Consider the following 20447-nt stretch of genomic DNA (forward strand, 5'->3'; position numbering starts at 1 on the left):
ATCGCTACCGGATTTAATGGATTATTTCAAATATTTTAACAAAGTATGATTTTACGGCGAGCTTCTATTCTTTTAAATACTATATCAGCAGGCTCAGCAGGAGTTGGGTCGGCTTTAGATTCGTAATAGAGTTGTAAGTCTTCTAACTCTTCATATAATTCAGCAATTCTCAAAAGCTCGTTGTATTGTTCAATAGGAACAACTGCCGAGAGTGTATTGCCTTGTCTATCAGTTAGAAAAGTGGGTTCTTGTAAAATCATTGTATTCATATTTTACTTGGGATAATTCAGATTTTTATCGGTGAGGTGATACAAGGTTTCCTCTAAGTATTTCTTAGCTTCATACTTCGCCATTAGGAGGTTATTGTTGTAGAAATTGCCGCATTCTAAAGCCGATGCCCCAGGAATATCGCCTTCAAAATTAGCGATATACTCAAAGAGTTCGGTAATCAAGGGAGCGATATCTTTAGAAGTATAGTCACCAGCGAGAATAAGGTAATTACCGGTCATACAGCCCATAGGCCCCCAATAGATAATCTTGTCTTTCCACTCGGGGTTGTTGCGCAACCAAGTAGCAGCAAGGTGCTCGATGGTGTGTATTTCGGGACTGCCGAGTACGGGCTCACGGTAGGGGAGCTTCATACGGATATCAAAAGAGGTAAGCACTTCCTTGCCTACATAGTCTTTACGCGATACATAAATGCCACGCTCGAGTTTGAGGTGGTCGATACAAAAACTTGCTATTCTTTCCATTTTATTTAGTTAAGAGGTAAGAGGTAAGAAATGATACCTTTTACTTCTTGATTTTTTGTTAATTGATATTTAGTTGAAATTCTTGAGTGAAATCGGAGTAGTCTTCTATTTTAAAAGCGCGAATATCTCTCACTGAGAGGCAAAACCATTTGATATTTTTTAGGCTTTGTATAGCATGAAAAAGGGTTCGCAAATCGACTTCTGTAGCATACGTACTTCCTTGTATCCAATAAAAATCATTTTGCTTAAGTACTTTTCTAACTTCAGCATAAGCGTTGTGATATGGATCTTTATAATGTTTCTTTAGTTCAGAAACTATTAAGTCAAAAGCTATAGCGTGCATAATTCTTCCTCTTCTACGGGTTTAAACATATCTTCTTTTTCAAAGAATAATTCACCATTGTCCGTTTTTACTTCAATGACAATTCCTATAAAAGGATTTTGTTCTATTTCGGTAACGGTTGCTTCTACCCAATCGGGTTTTCCTGTGAGTTGAGGAGAAACCCACACACGTTGTCCTATGTTAAATTTGCTTTCCATTTGTTTAGTTAAGAGATAAGAGGTAAGAAATAATACCTTTTACTTCTTGATTTTTTGTTAATTGATATTTAGTTTATTGAGAGCTTCTGAATTTTCGGAGAAACTCAGAGAGTTTCAGATAAAACGCTAACGCCTGATACCTGATGCCTAACACCTAAAACCTGACCCCTAATAAATTACACCGCAAAGGTATTGATTCTGTTGCTAAAAAGCAAATGTTTAAAGAATTTTGCTTAATAAATAAACAAATTAGTAAGGCAATCTTTTTTGAGTTCTACGAAAGCAGGTAGCGTTACTTGAGTTACATCAAAAGGGGTAGTGATGAGGTGCATACCTGTTTTAGAAGGAATATGAGCTACAATTTTATTTTCTTCTGCGGGAGTCGCTATCTTGATTTGTGCTTCTATTTGAGATATATCAACCTGATGAGTGTCGCTGTCTATATCGATAATCCAGTACTTTTTGAGTTTTTTACTGCCTATACCCGAAGCACTTACACAAGAGGCAAACAGTTTTTCTACACGTGGATAGTGTTCTTGCTGTAGCAAATCGGGGAGGCGTTTGAGCATATCAAAAGCTACATTTTTATAACTCTTAGGATTGAGATTGATCATTGCTCTACATTGGAAAACCTCACAGAGTTTTACAATCTCGTCTCTTTTAGCCAATAACGATTTGCGGTCTTTTATTTGATACATTTTCACGATATGAGTACTTTTATGAAGTTCCTCAATATCTTTTTTGCGTTGTAATAAAAAGACGAAGAAAAACAATTGTTCTCTATCCGCTTTATTGCTTATAGCAGCAAGGCGGTTGTCGATAAGTTCACTAATGAGATCGAAATTATTTCTCATATCCTACTGATTGTTTTCTTCTCTATATACATTATCATCTCCAGAAAGGATTTGCAGATAGCTTTTGTAGCGCGACCAAGCGATTTCATCGCGTTCTAAGGCTTCTTTTATAGCGCATTGGGGTTCATCGGTGTGGAGACAGTTGTTGAATTTGCAATGGTGTTTGAGGGCAAAAAACTCCGGAAAATAGTCGGTGAGTGAGTTATTGTCTATTTCAACCATTCCAAAGCCTTTGATCCCAGGGGTATCGATGATGCGCGCCCCAAAAGGGAGGTCGAACATTTCGGCAAAAGTAGTAGTGTGTTGTCCTTGCTGATGAAGCTGAGAGATTTCGGCAGTCTTGAGGTGCAAATGAGGGTCGATAGCGTTGATAAGGGTAGATTTGCCTGCTCCGGAATGTCCTGATACTACGCAAGTTTTGCCTTCCATAGCCGCTTTTACCTTGTCGATATTCTTGCCCGTAGCAGCCGAGATGCCAATGCACTCATAACCTGCTTTTCGGTATACTGAGGCGAGGTATTTCACTTCGGTGAGTTCATCTTCATTATAAGTATCTACTTTGTTGAAAAGCAGTACAGTTTTGATACTATAGGCTTCGGCAGTAACCAAAAAACGGTCGATAAAGGTAGTGGAAGTAGGTGGATTGTTGAGGGTTACCACCAAAAAAGCGAGGTCGATATTCGATGCAATAATGTGAGTTTGTTTGGAGAGATTCACCGATTTGCGGATGATATAGTTGTCGCGAGGGTGTATTTCGGTAATGACCCCTCTGTCTTCTTCTTCCAATTCAAACACTACCCGATCGCCCACCGCTATGGGGTTCGTGTTCTTGATGCCTTTTAGGCGGAATTTTCCTTTGATGCGGCAGTCGTGAAAATGACCTGTCGCCAAGTCCTTTACCATATACCAACTGCCCGTAGACTTGTATACCAATCCTTCCATTTACTTGTATAACAACGCCGTAGTTTCAGGCTTTTTCAAATCGATTAAGAAGATGTGTTTAGGCTCTTTAGGGTCGATAGTGCCATTTTTGTTGCTGTCTAAACGCGCATAAACGTAGAGCGCATCGTTCACCCCGTCGTAATCGGAGCCTATGACGCCGTATTCTTTAGGAATGAGGGCTTTCACCCGAGTGCCGTCTAACTGATAGAGGTAGAACCGACGTAAATCGATGCGGGTGTAGTAGCCATCTTTATCGGTATCCTCGTCGTAGCAAGAAATCATATAGAAGTTGCGGTTCACATTTTTGTTTTGCAAAGTATCACGAGTAGCCGAAGGATAGTAAACATTTTCTATAAGTACGGGTTTTTCAAAGAACAGTTTCTGCTCTTGTTTTTCTACATCAAAAAGGGAAACGTTCACCATTTCGTCGCCATAAATAGTTTCAAAACCTGCCACGATATTGCCATTCCAGTTGTTGCCATTGTTGTGGCGTGCGTAATAACTATCGCTGTAGCTATAATTGCTGAGTTTTTGAGATTCGCCTACAGAGCGATCGCCGTATCTGTAATTTACTTTGAAAACGGGTGTAAGTCGGTACTGAGGGTGCTGGGTAGGGAGTACACTGCGCACTTCGGTTTCAAATTGCAACGAATCAACCGCTAAGCCTTCAATAGGATTCCCGTTTTTATCGATAGCGGGGCGGGTTGCCTGAACGCCTTTATAGACATCGGCAGCAGTTTTGCGCTCGCAAGCTGTAATAGCGAGGACAGCAAGAGATAATAAAAGGATTTTTTTCATAATGTTTTATATATTAGTATGTTGTAATTTTCAAGAGGCTGTTTTTCAACTTTGCCAAAGGTCGTAGCACGACGAGCAATTAAAACTTTGGCAAAGTGTAGCGACTTTTTACTCTTCACTTTTCACTTCTCCTGTTTCTTTATCAGGGAATACATTGGCGTATACCACTTGGCTGACGCTCTTTACAGGCTTGTAGAGCACAGATTCGCTAAGGGCTGAAGTTGAAAGCCATTTATCGGTTTGAAAAGTACGCTCTAAAAATACAAATATAGAGCCTACAATCACAATAGATTTTAGCAAACCAAACAATGCACCTCCTAATCGATTAAGAAAACCGAGTTCGGCAGCTTTGATCATTTTGGTAAGTATTTTTGCCAAAAGCATTACGCCTAATACCAATACGATGAGGGTTATCCCAAAGGCAACGACCTCTAAAGTTTGTTTTTCGGCGGGGAGTATCTTGTCTAAGAGTGAGGCAGTAAAGAACGAAAAGTGTATCGCTCCATAAATGCCTACTACAATAGCCAAAAGTGATGCCATCTCAATGATAAGTCCGCGCATAAAACCGCGTACTAATCCAAAGCCTAAAATAATCAGCAGTATAATATCTATCTTATTCATTATCTGTTACTTGTTACCTATTACCTTTCTGAAGTATCCGCATTCGCGAATCACGTCCTTATAGTATTGGGTATGAGGATATTTGCGGAGTTCTTTAAAACCTTGCCAATCTTTAAAAGCGATTTCGTTCTCCCAAGGACTCACACCGTATATTTTACCTTCGGAATAGTACTGTTTGTTGTAAAACTCGTTGCGTTCTACTTTGGCGAGCATATAGGCTATTTTAGCGCGTTGTTCATCGGTAGAAGCGTGTTGCTGAGCGATTTGGTAGTATTTTTTGGCGTGGGTCATATTGAGTAACATAGTCATATTCTGAGCATTTACAAAAAAGCCACCTGTTTCACCCAAAATATCGTTGTAGTAGAACGCGCGGCTGTTGCCAAAATAAGAAGCGCTGTAGAACGCATTGCCCAATAGGAGTGCGTTGTTGTACATATCTTCACCTTTTGCAAGTTTTTCCTCCATTTCTTTCACTTTTTGCAAGAAAGATATTTTGGTGTAAGGGGTGCGCTTTTTGGCGTGTTCACAATCGTGACAGTCTTGGATAAAACCGTTAAACGGATTGGCAGGTAGTGAGCTTTCACTCAGTTTTAGCTGTTTGGACACCATTTTTTCAGCTTGTTCATCATATACTTGTTGGCTTTCAAGAGGTATTTTTTTCATTTCGGCGATTGCCTTATCGAGGTCATCTTTGTAGAAAGCATAGATAGCACGACTTTCGTAGATTTCGCCTAAAGTAAATGTATATTCTTTCGCCCAAAAGGCTTCCCAAGGAGTTTTGTTCGTTTTTAGCAAGAATTTTTCGACTGCTATCGAATGGTTGTTGTTTTCATAAAAACCATCTTTGGGTCGAGTGATTTCACTCATTACCAAGTTCTTTTGCGCATTGTAGAGCGCCGAAAGGTAGTTGCGCACCAAATCAAAAGCATAACGAGAGCGCAAAGCCGATTTGTATTCACTTTCTTTAAGAAGCGCAGATTGCCACATCCACTCTACTTTTTTAGTGAGGCGTTCTTCGTCGGCAGCAGTGATTTGTTGTAGCGCAGTAACATCATTCATCACATCGATGATGCGCACTTGTACTTTTTGTTTTTCGTTTTTGGCAACGGCATCAGCTTTTTTGAGAAACTCTTTGGCAGTGGTAGCCTCATTGCGGAACATCGAAACATACCCCGCCGCTACATTCCATAAATATGGATTGCTCACTTTTCCTTCACGAGCGGTTTGCAGTAGCCAATCGGTTTTGAAATCTTGGGTTGCCACCTTGTGAGTGTATTGGTGATAAGCATTAGTGTTTGTGAGAGGCTGGTTTTGATAGAGATCACCAAACTTATTTACCACACCCTCTATGCGGTTGATATAGCGAGTGAGGAGAAAATCGATGTGGGGTGATTTAGGGTCGATGTGCAGTATTTTTTGGATGGCTACCTCTTCTTTGCTGTAGTAACCTTGCATTGCCCAAAGAGCACATTGTTCAGCTTTGGAAAGGGAAGCGGCTATTTTTTCGGTCTCACTATCGGTGAGGGCTCGGTACTCAAAAGTAACGGTTTTTCGCAGTTTAGGTACTTCGTTGAAGAGCGTTGCTAAGAGCGCATTAGCTTTGGCGTAGTTTTTCTGTGATTTATAAGCCCCTGCTACATAGTGCAAAGCGCGGTAATAGACACTGTTTTTCGGCTGGGCAGCTTTGGTTTGCTCAAAATAAGCAATTACAGCGCTACGGTTAGCGGAGTAGAATTTGAGGCGCATCACTTGTAGCCACATACGGTTGGCGAAGAAAGTATCTTTATTAGCAACTGCTTTTTGGTATAGTTTTTCAGCTTTTTCTATTTGGCTGTTTTGGGTATATTGTACGTTGCGTTTTTCGTAATCCCAAGCGCTTGGGGTAGTGATAGATTCGTTGTTACGAGCGATATTTAAAAGAGCAAAGAAGTTGGTAAGGCGTGCGCTTTGGGTTTTTGGGGTATGATGAGAAAGTCGTACACTACTCTTGTCGGTTGCATCGTTGTATTTGCGAATATCGGCAAGAGCATCGTTGTTGTACATAAAATATTGAATACCTTCTGCCCAAAAATCTTTACCGAGGTATTGCTTCCAGTCATCGAGGTCGGACGAAGAGAGATTTCCTTGAGAATCAGTGTCGTAATCGCCGTAGAAAAGGTTTTCCCCTTCTAAGTAGAGAGGGGTATAAGAAGTTTTATTTACAGTAACTTCTGGGGAGAATACTGAGTTGTAGAGGTAGTACCAACCTCCATCGGCACAAGCGTAGAGGTAAGTGCCAATGCCTACTATTGTAGCGGCACTAAGGCTAATGATAAGTTTTAGGTGTTTTTTCATTTATTTTCTTTTATACACTTCTCTTCTGTGATTGATATTGATTACTTCTATTGTTACAATATCATCAAAAATATTGTAAATAATTCTATAATCACCTACTCTTATTCTATAAGAATCTTCACCTGTTAATTTGGTATAACCAAAGGGGCGTGGCTCATCAGCAAGAGCATAAACAGCTTTTTTAATGGCAGAATAATGAGGTTCAGATAATGAATTAAGAAATTTATCGACTTTCTTAATAATGATTACTGTGTATTCTTTTTTAACTGATTCCATTTTCTTTTCTGTATTTTTCTACTCTTTCAAAGAAAACATCAATAGGTTCTGTTTCTTCTCCTTTAGCTTCACGTACGGAACGTATGTCTTCTAATTCTTCATACATTTCGACTAAAGCTAATAATTCGCGATATTCGTCAGCAGGGATTAGAGCTAAAGAATTCCCGTTAGAATCGGTTAAAAACTGTGGGGTTTGTAAATTGATGGTATACATATTTTAACGATTTAATATAGGTTTTAAAAGTTTTTATAAAAATCCAAAATCTTTTTTATCTTTGATAGAGATAGTTTTAGCGTTTGTGATAGTGATTTGTAATTCTCTTAAAAAACTATCAGTAACATTTCCTACTACCATACTTGGGTTTTCTTTTATAGCATTGCATATTTCAGCGATAAGCCGTTTGTGCAGTTTAGAACAATCTACAAAACTATCGTATTTTAAAAAAGAAAGGTCTTGTTGTTTGATGAGTAAGTGGAGATTTTTCACTTTTTCACTCCAAGCGACATTTAAATTCACTTCAGTATTAATAACAACTCCTGCGATATACAATTCATTAGTAGCTACGATAATCAGGTATTTCTTATATGAAATATTGAAGTCGGGTATTTCAATGAGCAGTGTTTTACCAAGTTCTATATTTCGTTTGGCGAAATTATCTTTTATTTCTTGAGGGAAGAAACTGCCTAAATCCATAACTAAAAACACATTTGTTCATTCAAAGCATTTATCTTGATGTAATTCAGTATATCAGGATTGTTAGTAACTGCTTTTGCCATTGCTAAATAATCAATACGCCACTGTGCATTTTGCCAAGCACTATCGTGAGATTTTTCAGTAAGTTTTTTAAAAGAGATATCTTTATTTTCAGCAATAGCTTCGTTTAGGCACTCTATTTCAGATTCTGATAAGTCTTCTTCATCATATTGATAAGAAGTAGTTAGGAAATGTTTGTTTGTTTTATTGATAAGACCTTCTTTTTCATTGCCTTCTGATACATTTCTAAGAAAAGATGGCACAGGTCCATACTGCATTTTCACATAAGTATCACCTGTGATGGGACGACCATAGTTTACCAAGTGCTTTTGGTCAGCAAAATATAAGATTTTAAAGACCTTATGAGCATCTGATTTCTCTGCCCCTAATTGATTAAGGACAAACAACATACTATTGATAGCCTTACTTTTATCTATATCAAACATAACAATTCTTTATTTTATATCGCAAAAGTAATACTTTTTCTTCATACAGCCAAATACGGCTTACAAGCATAGTGCTTATTTCTAATCATTTAATCATTATACAAGTATACAACATCTGCAAACCAACCGCATTCCTTAATGGCTTCTTTATAATACTGAGTGTTAGGGTATTTGGCGAGTATATGGAAACCTTCCCATTGATCTACCCATTTTCGTTTCTTCTCAGGGATGTCGTAATAATTCAACTGAGCGAAGTACTCGTTGCGTTCGGCTTTTCCAAGCAAAAAGGCAGCTTCAGCGCGCTGTTCATCAGTGGTTGCCATTGTAAGAGCAATTCGAAAATACTTTTTAGCAGCGGTCATATCCAAAAGAGGGGCGTAGTTCTCTTTGTTTTCAAGTCCTAAAGCACTCCATTCGCCTATAATCTCGTTGTGGTAGAACTGACGAGAAACGCCGTAAAACGAGGTGTTACAAAAAGCATTGCCTAATTGTATGGCGCTGTGATATACATCTTTACCTTGCGCTATACGGTCTTTTAGTTGCTTGGCTTTGCGCAAGAAGGAAATCTTAGTGTATTCCACACGAGGAGGGGTGATATAATCGTAGTAATACATATCATACACTCCTCCTTTAAACGGACTGACGGCTAAGGTTTGCTCACTCAAGCAGCGCTTTTTATTCACTAATTTGTCTTTTCCCCAATCATATTCTGCACCGCGAGTTTCCCAAGGTATTTTCTCAAACAATGCCAGCGCCTCGTCTATGCGGTCTTGGCGGAATAGATAAATTCCACGACACTCGTATATATCGCCTTTGGTATAAGGGTAATAGTTGATCCAAAGTGCCTGCCAGTCGGTTTTGTGAGGGTTGTGAGTTAGCTCGTCAAAAGCCTTATAGTTAGCTTCACTGATGAAAAAACCGCGTTTGGGGTGAGTGAGTTCAGCCATTAGGGCATTGCCTTGTGCCTGATAGAGCACTCGGAGGTATTTACGCATAAAGGTAAAGGCATAATCATAGCGCAAATCGTTAGTAAATTTGCGGTAATTGAGGTATTCGGCTTTGTACTTGTCATACACTAAAGAACCATCGTAACAAAAATCGTCGTCGCGGTAGAAATAGAGGTTGTTCCACACGCGTTGCATAGGTAGAGTTAGCTGTTTTTCGGTAGCAGCATCAATGTGTTGCAAACTCGATACTTCGTTCATCGCTTGTAAGAGGTACAACTGACTTTTTTGTTCGTTACCCTCAACGTATTTTTCGGCTTCTTGCAAAAACTGACGTGCCAAAGAAAATTCACCTCTAAACATTGCTACATATCCCCCTGCTACTTTCCACAAGTAGGGATTGGAAAGCCGGTCGCCTTCACGGGCTAAAAGCAATAGCCAATCGGTAGAGAAAACTTGGGTGCTCACTTTGCGAGCGTACTGATGATAGGCTTTGATAGATTTCAAATCATCGCCATATCGGTCGAATACATTGAGTTTGTACTCCATTTTGTTTATAAAGCGGGTGAGCAGGAAGTCAACGTGAGGTGATTGGCGGTCGATAGTGAGGATTTTTAGCAAATAATTAGCCTCGTTGTTCGTGTAGAAACCTTGCATTGCCCATAAGGCACATTGTACACCAGGAGAGAGTTTTTGGGCGATTTGTGCAATTTCTCTATCGGGTAACGGACGATAATCATACCCTACGGTTGCTCTTAATTCGGGAGTGGTATCAAATATTTCGGCTAAGAGTATATTGGCTTGAGGGTAGTGTTTTTCGGCTATATAAGCTCCTGCTACATAGTGCATAGCGCGGTAGTAGAGCGAGTTTTTAGGTTGGGAAGCTGCTGTTTCTTCAAAGAAAGGAATTACAGAACTTCTGTTTTCTGAATAAAACTTCAAACGCACGGCTTGAAACCATATACGATTAGCAAAAAAAGCATCGGAGGTTAAGCTGCGGTAGAGCGCTTCTACACGCTGAGGTTCAGTATTTTGCAATCGTTGGTAGTTTCTGTTTGTGTAATCCCAAGGGTCGTAATAGCTACCGCCTGTAACCACCTCATTGCCACGAGTAATTTCTAAAAAAGTAAGGAAGTTCTGCACCCGTTTATCGGTGAATTTTTTAGAATGTTTTAGTTGTAAAACTTCGTCAATCGCTTCTCCGTCATACATTAAATGGCGAATTTGCTCACGAGGCATCGCCTTGCCTACATAAGCACACCAGTCGGCTAAATCATCTTCAGTATAACGGTCGGAATCTATTCCTACATAACCATTGAAGCTGTGTTCCACACTGTAAAACAGACTGTTGTATACTCCTTTAGGTACAGTAACCTCAGGTGAGAACGCCGAGTTAGTGACATACCAATCAGGCGGAAACCATCCGCAAGCATACAAATATGCTCCTATTCCTGCTATCGAAGTAAGGAGGCAAAAAGCTAATTTGATAATTCGTTTTTGTGTCATTTTTGTGGGTTGTTTTTTACCTAAACCAAATCACTTCTTTGGGTTGGGTTTTCATATTTTTTAGCAAATCTTCCTGCATTTCTTGGCGCTCAGCATCGGTTACTTCCTCTATTTTGATGCGGTCGCCAGCTTGCCAAAGGCGTCCTTTGTAGTAGGTTTGTGTTTTCACTTCATAAACATTAGGGATGTCGGTAGCGACTACGCCTTTAAGAGTTTTGATTTCAGCAGAAGTAAGTCCGCTAACCAAATTCACCACCTCACCGCGTACTGAATGTACCCCCCAAGAGAACATCGGTAGGGCGATATTCAGCTGTAAAGGGTAACTTTTTAGTGAACCGATATAGCGTTTGGCAGTTGCGCGATTGTAGATAGAATTAGCTCCCGTGGCGGTGATTTTATCCATATTGTAGTACATCAGCACCCCGTAATCTACGGGGGGTACGCCCGTGTCATCTTTGTATTTTACTTGATGCAAGCGTATGGTCGCCGAGAGTTGTAAATCAGGATTTTTTTCTTTGAAAAGCTTGAGAAAGTTGAAGTAATACTCCTTAGTGTTGAGCGTCCAATCGCAATCAAACTGCACCTCATTTACAGTGAGATGATAATAGTTGTTGATTTGCTCAATATACTTAGCCACATTTTCGCTGAGCGTTTCTGTTCTCCAAAAACGTTGCGGTGCATATTGTGCTGTTGCTATATCATCAAACACCTCATTTTTGATATAGATTACAGGAACAATTGCCAATCCACGTGTGCTAAGGGTATCAATTTCTATGGGCGCAATGGGCACGGCTTGTTCATCTCTAAGCCCTACGTCACAATAGCGCACATAGATTTTTTTTACAGCGTGTTCTTTTAAGAACGCTTTATCGCTTTCGGTAAACGAAAGGTTCGTTTTCCAAAAGTACATAGCCTCAGGAATTGCTTGCTTTTTGTTGCAAGCTATAAGGCAGAGAACGAATGTAAATAGAAATATTTTTTTCATCAGGGCACAAAGGTAGTAAAATAATTGATGTTAAGCAATAAGTGATTGATATTTTTTTCTTTGCCTCTAATGATAAAAATTTGGTAATTGATAAAATATTCTTACTTTTGTCGCTGTTTTTGTAAATAACAGAAAATATGAAGTTTGAAACTAAAGCGATTCACGGAGTGAGAACCCCTGAAAAAGGCATTGAAAACTGGGGAAGTACCCTAAATATGGCGACTACTTTTCCCATTAAAACCTATAGCGAGTGGCAAGAATTTGAGTACTCTCGCGTGTCTAACCCCACCCGCAAAGATTTCGAAACGATGATTGCCCTTTTAGAAAATGGCAAACACGGATTTGGATTTTCTTCAGGGATGGCAGCGACTTCTTCGGTGTTTACAATGTTCGAGGCAGGCGATCACTTTGTGCTTAGTTTGGATATTTACGGAGGTACTTACCGCATTATCAACGATATATTCCGCAAGTTTGGCTTCGAGGCAACCTTTGTAGATACTACCGATTTACAACAGATAGAAGCCGCTGTGCGTCCTAATACCAAAGCTATTTTTATAGAAACTCCTTCCAATCCCCTTTTAGAAGTTACCGATATACGCGGCGTGGTAGCTATCGCTAAACGCCACAACCTGCTTTCAATGGTTGATAATACTTTTATGTCGCCCGTATTACAACGCCCTTTAGAGTTAGGGGTAGATGTCGTTCTACACAGTGCAACCAAGTTTCTCGGGGGGCACAACGATATTATCGCAGGGGCTGTGGTGGTGAATCGCGATGATCTTGCCGAGAAAATAAGTTTTGCCCAAGTAGCTATAGGGGCAATTCTCTCACCTTTCGATAGTTGGTTGCTACTTCGCAGTATGAAAACCCTCAAACTAAGAGTTGAAAAAGCCCAAGCAAATACCCTTAAACTTCTTGATTTCTTGCGCTCTCACCCCGAAGTAGAGAAAGTGTATTACCCTACTGAGGTGCATAACAAAGGCAAGGCAGTGCACGAAAGTCAGGCTTCGGGAGGCGGGTCGGTATTTTCGTTCACGGTAAAGAGTGAAGCCAAAGCCAAAGCCTTTTTCGAGAGCTTGAAAGTAGCTCTTTTTGCAGTGAGTTTAGGCGGTGTAGAAACCTTGGTAACTCACCCCAGTACCCTCACTCACACTGAGTTTCCAGAAGAAGAAAAAGTGGCGCGTGGTGTTACGCGCACCCTTATCCGCGTAGCTGTGGGGATTGAGGATGCTGAGGATTTGATTGAAGATTTCAAACAAGCATTGGAGAAATAGGGATTGGCAATAGCAATGCAGATAAGTTTTGATTTAGATGGGACACTTATTCCTTACAATAATGAATTTCCTACTGAAAAAAGATCGTGGTGGGCGAAGTTATTGGGAATAGAGCTTATCCGCAAAGGGACGAAAACTCTTATCAAAACACTGCAATCTCAAGGTAATGAGGTGCATATCTACACTACTTCGTTGAGAAGTAAACCCTATATAAGACGAATGTTTCGATATTATGGCATCAAAATAGGGAAAATTATCACCCAAAAAGAAAATGACCACACTTTACAATCTTTGAAAATTAATGCTTCTAAGTATCCTAAAGCTTTTGGTTTTGACCTTCATATAGATGATGCTCAAGGCGTGCAAAGTGAAGCAGAACAATATGGTTTTGAAGTGATTATTATTTCTCCTAATGATATTTTTTGGATAGAAAAAATATTGAAATTACTTTGAGTTTTTCTCTGAAACACACAAAATCCGTAGAATACTAATAAAAAAACTAAATACTAAAATATATGAGAGTAGCTGTAGTAGGCGTTACCGGAATGGTAGGTAACGTAATGTTAGAAGTACTTGCAGAACACAATTTTCCTGTAACCGAATTAATTCCTGTAGCCTCAGAAAAATCTGTAGGCAAAAAAATCGTCTTTAAAGGTACTGAATACACTGTGATTGGCTTGCAACAAGCCGTGTCACTCAAACCCGATGTAGCCCTCTTTTCAGCAGGAGCTTCAGTTTCTAAAGAATGGGCGCCTAAGTTTGCTCAAGTAGGCACTACTGTGGTAGATAACTCTTCGGCTTGGCGTATGGATCCTACCAAAAAATTAGTAATTCCTGAAATCAATGCCGATGTTCTTACCAAAGACGACAAAATTATCGCTAATCCCAATTGTTCTACTATCCAAATGCTCATAGCATTGGCTCCTTTGCAACGCAAATACGGCATCAAGCGCGTGGTAGTCTCTACCTACCAGTCGATTACGGGTACAGGGGTGAAAGCGGTACGTCAGTTAGAGAACGAGTACAAAGGCGAAAAAGGTGAAATGGCTTATCACTACCAAATTCACCGCAATGCTATTCCGCACTGCGATGTGTTTGAGGAGAATGGCTATACTAAAGAAGAAATGAAACTCGTGCGTGAAACCAAAAAGATATTGCGCGACGATAGTATTGCCGTTACTGCCACAGCTGTACGCATACCAGTAGTAGGTGGTCACAGCGAAGCAGTGAATGTAGAACTCAAAACCGATTTTGATATAAATGAAGTACGCACTCTCTTAGCGCAATCAGCAGGTATCAAAGTGCAAGATAATACCGAAACTAATACTTACCCTATGCCTTTGTATGCTCACGGCAAAGACGATGTGTTTGTAGGGCGTATCCGTCGCGATGAGTCACAACCTAATACGCTCAATCTTTGGGTCGTTGCCGATAACCTCCGCAAAGGTGCTGCCACAAATACTATACAAATCGCCGAATATTTGATTAAAAATAAATTGTTATAGTATCCTAATAACTATCAATAAATTAGCCAATGAATCAATACTATTATTGACTCATTGGCTATTTTTTAGTGAAAAATGAAACATCTCAAACTCTTATCTCTTATCTCTTACCTCTTACTTTTTACTTTTACTTCCTGCGGTATTTTCTATAAGAAAATCACTCCGCCTGAGGTAGCCTATCCATACCAGAAACCACAGATTACTGCAGTGAATGACTCGCTGCGGTATTTTGGTGATAACTATATTGCTAAAAACCAACAAGGCTTGTGGGAACTCTACCTTTCGGGAAATCCCTATCAATTAGGGCTCAATTCAGGGGCTCTTACCCAGCCTTTGTACCACCGTCAAGACAGTTTGCTCTTCACCAAGCTGAACCACTTTGTACCTTCTGAACGCAAACAGCGTTTCTTGCGCAAGTTCATCAAATGGTTCAACCGCGATATCAACAATTGTATAATTCCGCCCTTCAAACAAGAATTGTGGGGGCAAGCCCAATACTCCGATACGATTTTCAACTACTTAGCCCCTGCTTATCAGCGTACGCTCTACTTGCATTCAGCTCACGATTTGGGGCACGCTTTGCAAGATTTGATGCTTGTAGGTTGTTCATCATTAGCAGTTTGGGGTGATAAAACTGAAGACGGTCAGCTGCTCATTGGTCGCAATTTCGATTTTTACCTCTCCGATGATTTTGCTACCGAAAAGATTGTCCGCTTTGTGCGCCCCAGTGAAGGCATTCCCTTTATGAGTTACGCTTGGGGCGGAATGATAGGAGTACTTTCGGGTATGAATCTCGAAGGACTTACAGTTACTATCAATGCTGGAAAATCGTCTATTCCTCTTAAAGCTCGTACCCCTATTTCACTCCTCTGTCGTGAGATTTTGCAATATGCTAAAAATATAGACGAGGCTATTGCTATTGCCAAAAAGCACAAAGTATTTGTGTCCGAGGCTATAATGGTAGGCAGTGCTACCGATGGCAAAGCGGTGATTATCGAAGTCTCTCCCAAAAAGTTTGGTGTATACGAAGCTCCTAATGCTGTGGTTTGTGCCAACCATTTCCAAAGTGAACCTTATAAAACCGACAAAAAGAATCTCAAACAAATAAACACTTCGCACTCAGCCTATCGCTATGCCAAAATGCAGGAGTTTCTAACAGAAGAACCTAAGCTAACGCCCTCAAAAATGGCTACTCTTTTGCGTAGTACCGAGGGGCTACACGGCGATTCTATAGGCTATGGCAATGAGAAAGCCCTTAACCAACTCTTGGCGCATCACGCGGTTATTTTCAAACCACAAGAACGCTTGGTATGGGTATCGACAGCCCCTTATCAGTTGGGTACTTTTGTAGCCTACGATTTGAAACAGATATTTTCAGGTAGCAGCTATCCCTCTCACACGCCTTACCGTCAAAACCCCTCTTTGAATATCCCTGCCGACCCCTTTCTCTACACTCAAGCCTTCAAAGATTACGAGGCCTATCGAGGGTTAGAACAGCAAATAGAAACCCATTTGCGCGAGCATACCCCTATAATTATAGACAAAGTAAAACACATCACTGCTCTTAATCCTCATTATTGGAAAGGCTATTACCTCTTAGGGAAAGCCTACCAAGTCCAAGGCGACACCTCTACAGCTCATCAACTCTTTCAAAAAGCCCTACAATGCGAAATACCCTATACCGAAGAACGAGAGAAAATAGAGAAGTTAGCAAATTAGCAGATTTGGAAATTTGGGAATTATATGTATTTTTGCACCGATAATAAAAAGAAGTTTTTAGAATAAGAGTATAAATGTTTACTGTATAACTTCTCATAATACAAAATTATAGGAAGCCTATGAATGATTTTCTAAATATGTCGGAAGAAGATATAAAACTCAAATTCATAACTCCCAGCATAATGGATAAAGGATGGGGTTATGATAATATTTCTATGGAAAAAATGGTTAAATTTACCGATGGTAAGATTAACCTTCGAGGTAATCTTTTCTCTCGTAGTAAAGCAAAATATGCCGATTATATGCTTTACTATAATAAGGCTACCCCTATTGCTATTGTAGAAGCTAAAGATGCTACTCACTCTATAAGCTACGGAATGCAACAAGCAAAAGAATATGCTATGATGATGAATATTCCTTTTGCTTATAGTTCTAACGGACAAGGTTTTCAAGAATATGATTTCCTTACAGGAAAAGAAAGAACTCTCGCGATGGATGAATTCCCTACTAAAGAGGAGCTTTACAAACGTTTTACGGGTGAAAATCATAATGGAGAAGGATTATCGGAAAAAGAACTTAAGGTTATCAATCAACCGTTTTGTGTAGGTCAGGACATCTTCCCTCCTCGATACTACCAGCGCAATGCGGTTAATAATACGGTAAATGCCGTCGCTCAAGGCAAAAAACGACTTTTATTAGTAATGGCTACTGGTACTGGAAAAACTTATACGGCTTTCCAAATTGTTTACCGACTATTGAAAGCAGGATTGGTAAAGAAAGTATTGTATTTAGCAGACCGCAATGTATTAGTAGACCAATCTATTCAGCAGGATTTTAAACCTCTTCAGAAAACGATACACAAGGTTGATTATCAGAAAGATTTAAACAGCGGCATCACAGCATATGAGGTTTATTTTTCACTTTACCAACAACTTATAGGACAAGGAGGAAAACAGCAGTACAAAGAGCTGTTCAGACCTGATTTCTTTGATTTGGTAATTGTAGATGAGTGCCACCGTGGAAGTGCCAAAGACGATAGCAACTGGCGTGAAATTTTAGAATATTTTGATAGCGCAATACAATTAGGGATGACCGCTACTCCTAAAGAAACTAAATACCAATCCAGCATCAATTATTTTGGCAAGCCTATTTATACCTATAGCTTAAAGCAGGGTATTGAAGACGGATTTTTGGCTCCTTTTAGAGTTGTAAATATTACCACTAACATTAGTGATGAGTGGCGGCCTACTGTGGGGCAAGTAGATGTTTATGGCAATGAAATAGAAGACCGCATTTATAACAATTCGGACTACGACTATAAGATTATTATAGAAGACCGCATTAGGGAAGTAGCTGAACAAATTACTCATTACCTGAAGCATACTGACCGAATGGCAAAAACAATCGTTTTTTGTGCTGATGAAGACCACGCTGAGAGAATGCGCATAGCCCTTGTAAATGCGAATTCGGATATGTGCCAAAAAAATCCTGATTATGTGGTGCGTATTACGGGAAGCGACCCTTATGGACAATCGAAGCTAGATTATTTTATTTCGGTAGCTGAAAAATATCCTGTTATTGCCACTACCAGTAAGCTTTTATCTACGGGAGTGGACTGTAAAATGGTGAAGCTGATAGTGCTTGACCAGCGTATTAGCTCTATGACCGAATTTAAGCAGATTGTAGGGCGTGGCACTCGTATTCGTGAAAAAGAGGGAAAAACACACTTTACTATAATGGATTTTCGGAATGTTACCCGCCTATTCCCTGACCCCGATTGGGATGGTGAACCAGAGATAGACCCTAATTATCCACCTGATGACACGGTGATTCCTCCTGCTGAGCCCTGCCCTGTATGTGGGCAATTCCCTTGTGTATGTCCGTGTCCTATTTGTGGGCATTATCCTTGTGAATGTAAGGTTGCAAATAAATCGCCTAAACCTATTGTAGATAAAAATGGTTGCTCTGTGATAATGATTAACAAAGTAGTATCGGTGTATGATACGAATGGCAAACTTTTGCGAACTGAGAGTGTTACCGACTATACTAAGAAGAATATCAACGACAATTATACAAACCTTGATGACTTTATCCTGCATTGGAATAAAGCAGAAAAAAAAGCTGAGATAACTGATTTGCTACGCGAAAGCGGTATTGATTTGCAAGCCCTAAAAGAAGACCAAGGAATGGCTGAAGTAGATGATTTTGATTTTATCTGCCATATAGCTTACGGCAAAAAGCCTCTTACACGTAGAGAACGCGCTGAAAATGTAAAGAAACGAGATGTTTTTAACAAGTATGGTGCTGAAGCCCGAAAAGTATTGGAGGCTCTGCTTGAAAAATATGCTACTGATGGAATCACACAATTAGAAAACACCACAGTTTTGAAACTTGATCCTTTCCGACAAATGGGAGCTCCCGCCCATATAGCCGAATTCTTTGGAGGAGCAGAACAGTACTATTCAGCAGTAAAAGAATTAGAAGAATTGATATATAACATAGCTTAATATATGGCACTTAACAACTTTGTAAAAAGTATTCGGAATATTATGCGCAACGATGCAGGTATCAATGGCGATGCCCAACGCATTGAGCAAATTGCGTGGATGCTTTTTCTTAAAATATACGATGCAAAAGAGAAAGATTGGAAAACTATGGATCGTAGTTATCAATCATTTATTCCTGAAGAATGTCGTTGGCGTTCGTGGGCAACAGACAAGGGTGATGGCAATGCCCTAACCGCTGATGCCTTGTTGGATTTTGTAAACAATACTCTCTTCCCTACCCTAAAAAGTTTGGAAGTTACCCCTGATACCCCTATACGCAGTAGCATTGTATTTACGACATTCCAAGATGCTAACCAATATATGAAAGATGGAGTATTACTTCGCCAAGTGGTGAATGTAATAGACCAGCTGAATTTTTCCGATTATGAAGAGAGCCACGCTTTTGGAGAAATTTATGAAGCAATCTTGAAGGAAATGCAGTCGGCAGGTTCAGCGGGTGAGTTTTATACCCCAAGGGCACTTACGGATTTTATGGCAGAAATTATAGAGCCCCAAATAGGAGAAAAGATGGCTGATTTTGCCTGTGGCACAGGAGGTTTCATCACAAGTTGGCTAAAAACTCTTGATAAAAAAGCTACCACAGCAGAAGCTATAGAAGCTTGGGCACAATCTATCTATGGAATAGAGAAAAAGCAATTCCCCTATATGCTTTGTGTAACCAATTTGTTACTACATAATATTGATGCCCCTACAGTAGTGCACGACAATTCACTTACAAAAGATGTACTTAACTATACCGATGACGACAAGTTTGATGTGGTGCTAATGAATCCGCCTTATGGGGGTAGTGAAAAGAATGATATCAAACAGCATTTTCCGTCAGACCTTTCTTCCAGCGAAACAGCTGATTTATTTATGGTACTGATAACGTATCGCTTAAAACAAAATGGACGTGCTGCGGTGATTCTTCCTGATGGGTTTCTCTTTGGTGCTGACAATGCTAAATTGGCTATTAAAGAAAAACTTTTGAGAAAGTTCAACTTACACACTATCATCCGCTTGCCAGGTAGTGTATTTTCTCCTTACACAAGTATTGCTACTAATATCTTGTTTTTTGACAATGTGCAAGCAGAAGGAGCTGAAGAAGGTTTTTGCACCCATAAAACGTGGTTTTACCGCTTGGATATGCCCGAAGGATATAAGCATTTTTCAAAAACCAAACCTATGCAAGCTGTACATTGTCAGCCTATTAAAGACTGGTGGCACAATCGTGTAGAAATTGTTAGCGAAGATGGGAAAGATGAGAAGTCGAGAGTATTTACCGCGCAAGAGCTCTTAGCGATGGATTGCAACCTCGACCAATGTAAATTCCCCAAAGATGAGGAGGAAATACTACCCCCTGCAGAGCTTTTGGACAACTACTACAAAAGACGTGCTGCCCTTGAGCACGAAATAGACAAAACTCTTTCGGAAATACAACAGATTTTAGGAATAGAAAGATGACAGCAGACCAATTACGCAAATCTATACTTCAGCAAGCTATACAGGGCAAACTTGTGCCACAAGACCCTAATGATGAGCCTGCCTCTGTACTTCTTGAACGCATTCGGGAAGAGAAAGCTCGGCTTGTGGAAGAAAAGAAAATCAAGAAGGAAAAGAACCCTTCTGTTATTTTTAAAGGAGAGGATAA

21 protein-coding genes and 1 pseudogene are annotated in these 20447 nt (G+C 39.9%); 7 read left to right on the forward strand and 15 right to left on the reverse strand.

Annotated elements, in window-relative coordinates:
* Positions 1-35: 35 nt before the first annotated feature.
* The 15 genes from I7X29_RS05900 to I7X29_RS05970 form a co-directional block, all read right to left on the reverse strand.
* The gene (locus I7X29_RS05900; RefSeq protein WP_088592846.1) at positions 36-269 is read right to left on the reverse strand and encodes an XRE family transcriptional regulator; all 234 of its coding nucleotides are present in this window, start codon (positions 267-269) and stop codon (positions 36-38) included.
* A 3-nt stretch (positions 270-272) separates the two neighbouring features.
* Positions 273-752, reverse strand: a complete 480-nt coding sequence (locus tag I7X29_RS05905) for an S-ribosylhomocysteine lyase (RefSeq protein WP_088592845.1) — start codon at positions 750-752, stop codon at positions 273-275.
* Between the two features lie 58 nt (positions 753-810).
* Positions 811-1095 carry a virulence protein gene (locus tag I7X29_RS05910; protein WP_198473311.1) on the reverse strand — a complete coding sequence of 95 codons (285 nt, stop codon included), beginning with the start codon at positions 1093-1095 and terminating at the stop codon, positions 811-813.
* On the reverse strand, positions 1083-1292 hold the full coding sequence (locus I7X29_RS05915) for a hypothetical protein (RefSeq protein WP_009414426.1): 210 nt from the start codon (positions 1290-1292) through the stop codon (positions 1083-1085). Before I7X29_RS05915 ends, I7X29_RS05910 begins: the two co-directional genes overlap by 13 nt.
* Positions 1293-1525: 233 nt before the next feature.
* Positions 1526-2146 (reverse strand): hypothetical protein, encoded by a 621-nt coding sequence (locus tag I7X29_RS05920; protein WP_198473313.1) that lies wholly within the window; start codon positions 2144-2146, stop codon positions 1526-1528.
* A 3-nt stretch (positions 2147-2149) separates the two neighbouring features.
* Entirely contained in the window at positions 2150-3088 is a 939-nt protein-coding gene (rsgA, locus tag I7X29_RS05925) for a ribosome small subunit-dependent GTPase A (RefSeq protein WP_198473315.1), read from the reverse strand.
* Positions 3089-3886 (reverse strand): hypothetical protein, encoded by a 798-nt coding sequence (locus tag I7X29_RS05930; protein ID WP_198473317.1) that lies wholly within the window; start codon positions 3884-3886, stop codon positions 3089-3091.
* A 108-nt stretch (positions 3887-3994) separates the two neighbouring features.
* A complete protein-coding gene (locus I7X29_RS05935) occupies positions 3995-4507 on the reverse strand; it encodes a CvpA family protein (RefSeq protein ID WP_198473320.1) in 513 nt (170 codons plus the stop codon).
* Positions 4508-4513: 6 nt separating this feature from the next.
* Positions 4514-6841, reverse strand: coding sequence for a tetratricopeptide repeat protein (locus I7X29_RS05940; protein WP_198473322.1), 2328 nt, complete (start codon positions 6839-6841; stop codon positions 4514-4516).
* Positions 6842-7117, reverse strand: coding sequence for a type II toxin-antitoxin system RelE family toxin (locus I7X29_RS05945; protein ID WP_198473324.1), 276 nt, complete (start codon positions 7115-7117; stop codon positions 6842-6844).
* Positions 7104-7331, reverse strand: a complete 228-nt coding sequence (locus tag I7X29_RS05950; RefSeq protein WP_002677837.1) for a hypothetical protein — start codon at positions 7329-7331, stop codon at positions 7104-7106. Before I7X29_RS05950 ends, I7X29_RS05945 begins: the two co-directional genes overlap by 14 nt.
* A 33-nt stretch (positions 7332-7364) precedes the next feature.
* Positions 7365-7811: a hypothetical protein gene (locus I7X29_RS05955; protein WP_198473326.1), complete on the reverse strand. Its 447-nt coding sequence runs from the start codon at positions 7809-7811 to the stop codon at positions 7365-7367.
* A gap of 2 nt (positions 7812-7813) precedes the next feature.
* The gene (locus I7X29_RS05960) at positions 7814-8317 is read right to left on the reverse strand and encodes a Panacea domain-containing protein (protein WP_002677808.1); all 504 of its coding nucleotides are present in this window, start codon (positions 8315-8317) and stop codon (positions 7814-7816) included.
* Between the two features lie 89 nt (positions 8318-8406).
* On the reverse strand, positions 8407-10767 hold the full coding sequence (locus tag I7X29_RS05965; RefSeq protein WP_198473328.1) for a hypothetical protein: 2361 nt from the start codon (positions 10765-10767) through the stop codon (positions 8407-8409).
* A 16-nt stretch (positions 10768-10783) separates the two neighbouring features.
* Complete coding sequence (locus I7X29_RS05970; RefSeq protein ID WP_198473329.1) at positions 10784-11752, reverse strand: hypothetical protein; 969 nt, start codon at positions 11750-11752, stop codon at positions 10784-10786.
* 137 nt (positions 11753-11889) lie between these two features.
* Between I7X29_RS05970 and I7X29_RS05975 the strand changes: the two genes are divergently transcribed.
* The 7 genes and pseudogenes from I7X29_RS05975 to I7X29_RS06005 form a co-directional block, all read left to right on the forward strand.
* Complete coding sequence (locus tag I7X29_RS05975; RefSeq protein ID WP_198473332.1) at positions 11890-13026, forward strand: trans-sulfuration enzyme family protein; 1137 nt, start codon at positions 11890-11892, stop codon at positions 13024-13026.
* Between the two features lie 15 nt (positions 13027-13041).
* Entirely contained in the window at positions 13042-13479 is a 438-nt protein-coding gene (locus tag I7X29_RS05980; RefSeq protein WP_198473333.1) for an HAD family hydrolase, read from the forward strand.
* A 62-nt stretch (positions 13480-13541) separates the two neighbouring features.
* A complete protein-coding gene (locus tag I7X29_RS05985) occupies positions 13542-14531 on the forward strand; it encodes an aspartate-semialdehyde dehydrogenase (protein WP_198473335.1) in 990 nt (329 codons plus the stop codon).
* A 75-nt stretch (positions 14532-14606) separates the two neighbouring features.
* Positions 14607-16250, forward strand: coding sequence for a C45 family peptidase (locus I7X29_RS05990; protein ID WP_198473337.1), 1644 nt, complete (start codon positions 14607-14609; stop codon positions 16248-16250).
* 119 nt (positions 16251-16369) lie between these two features.
* Positions 16370-18757 carry an EcoAI/FtnUII family type I restriction enzme subunit R gene (hsdR, locus tag I7X29_RS05995; RefSeq protein ID WP_198473339.1) on the forward strand — a complete coding sequence of 796 codons (2388 nt, stop codon included), beginning with the start codon at positions 16370-16372 and terminating at the stop codon, positions 18755-18757.
* Positions 18758-18760: 3 nt separating this feature from the next.
* Positions 18761-20260: a type I restriction-modification system subunit M gene (locus I7X29_RS06000; protein ID WP_198473341.1), complete on the forward strand. Its 1500-nt coding sequence runs from the start codon at positions 18761-18763 to the stop codon at positions 20258-20260.
* Positions 20257-20447: pseudogene (locus I7X29_RS06005) on the forward strand (restriction endonuclease subunit S); the annotation flags it as partial. The gene I7X29_RS06000 and the pseudogene I7X29_RS06005, both read left to right, overlap by 4 nt.

Source organism: Capnocytophaga periodontitidis (genome assembly GCF_016126015.1).
In the GTDB taxonomy this organism is placed as follows: Bacteria; Bacteroidota; Bacteroidia; order Flavobacteriales; family Flavobacteriaceae; genus Capnocytophaga; species Capnocytophaga periodontitidis.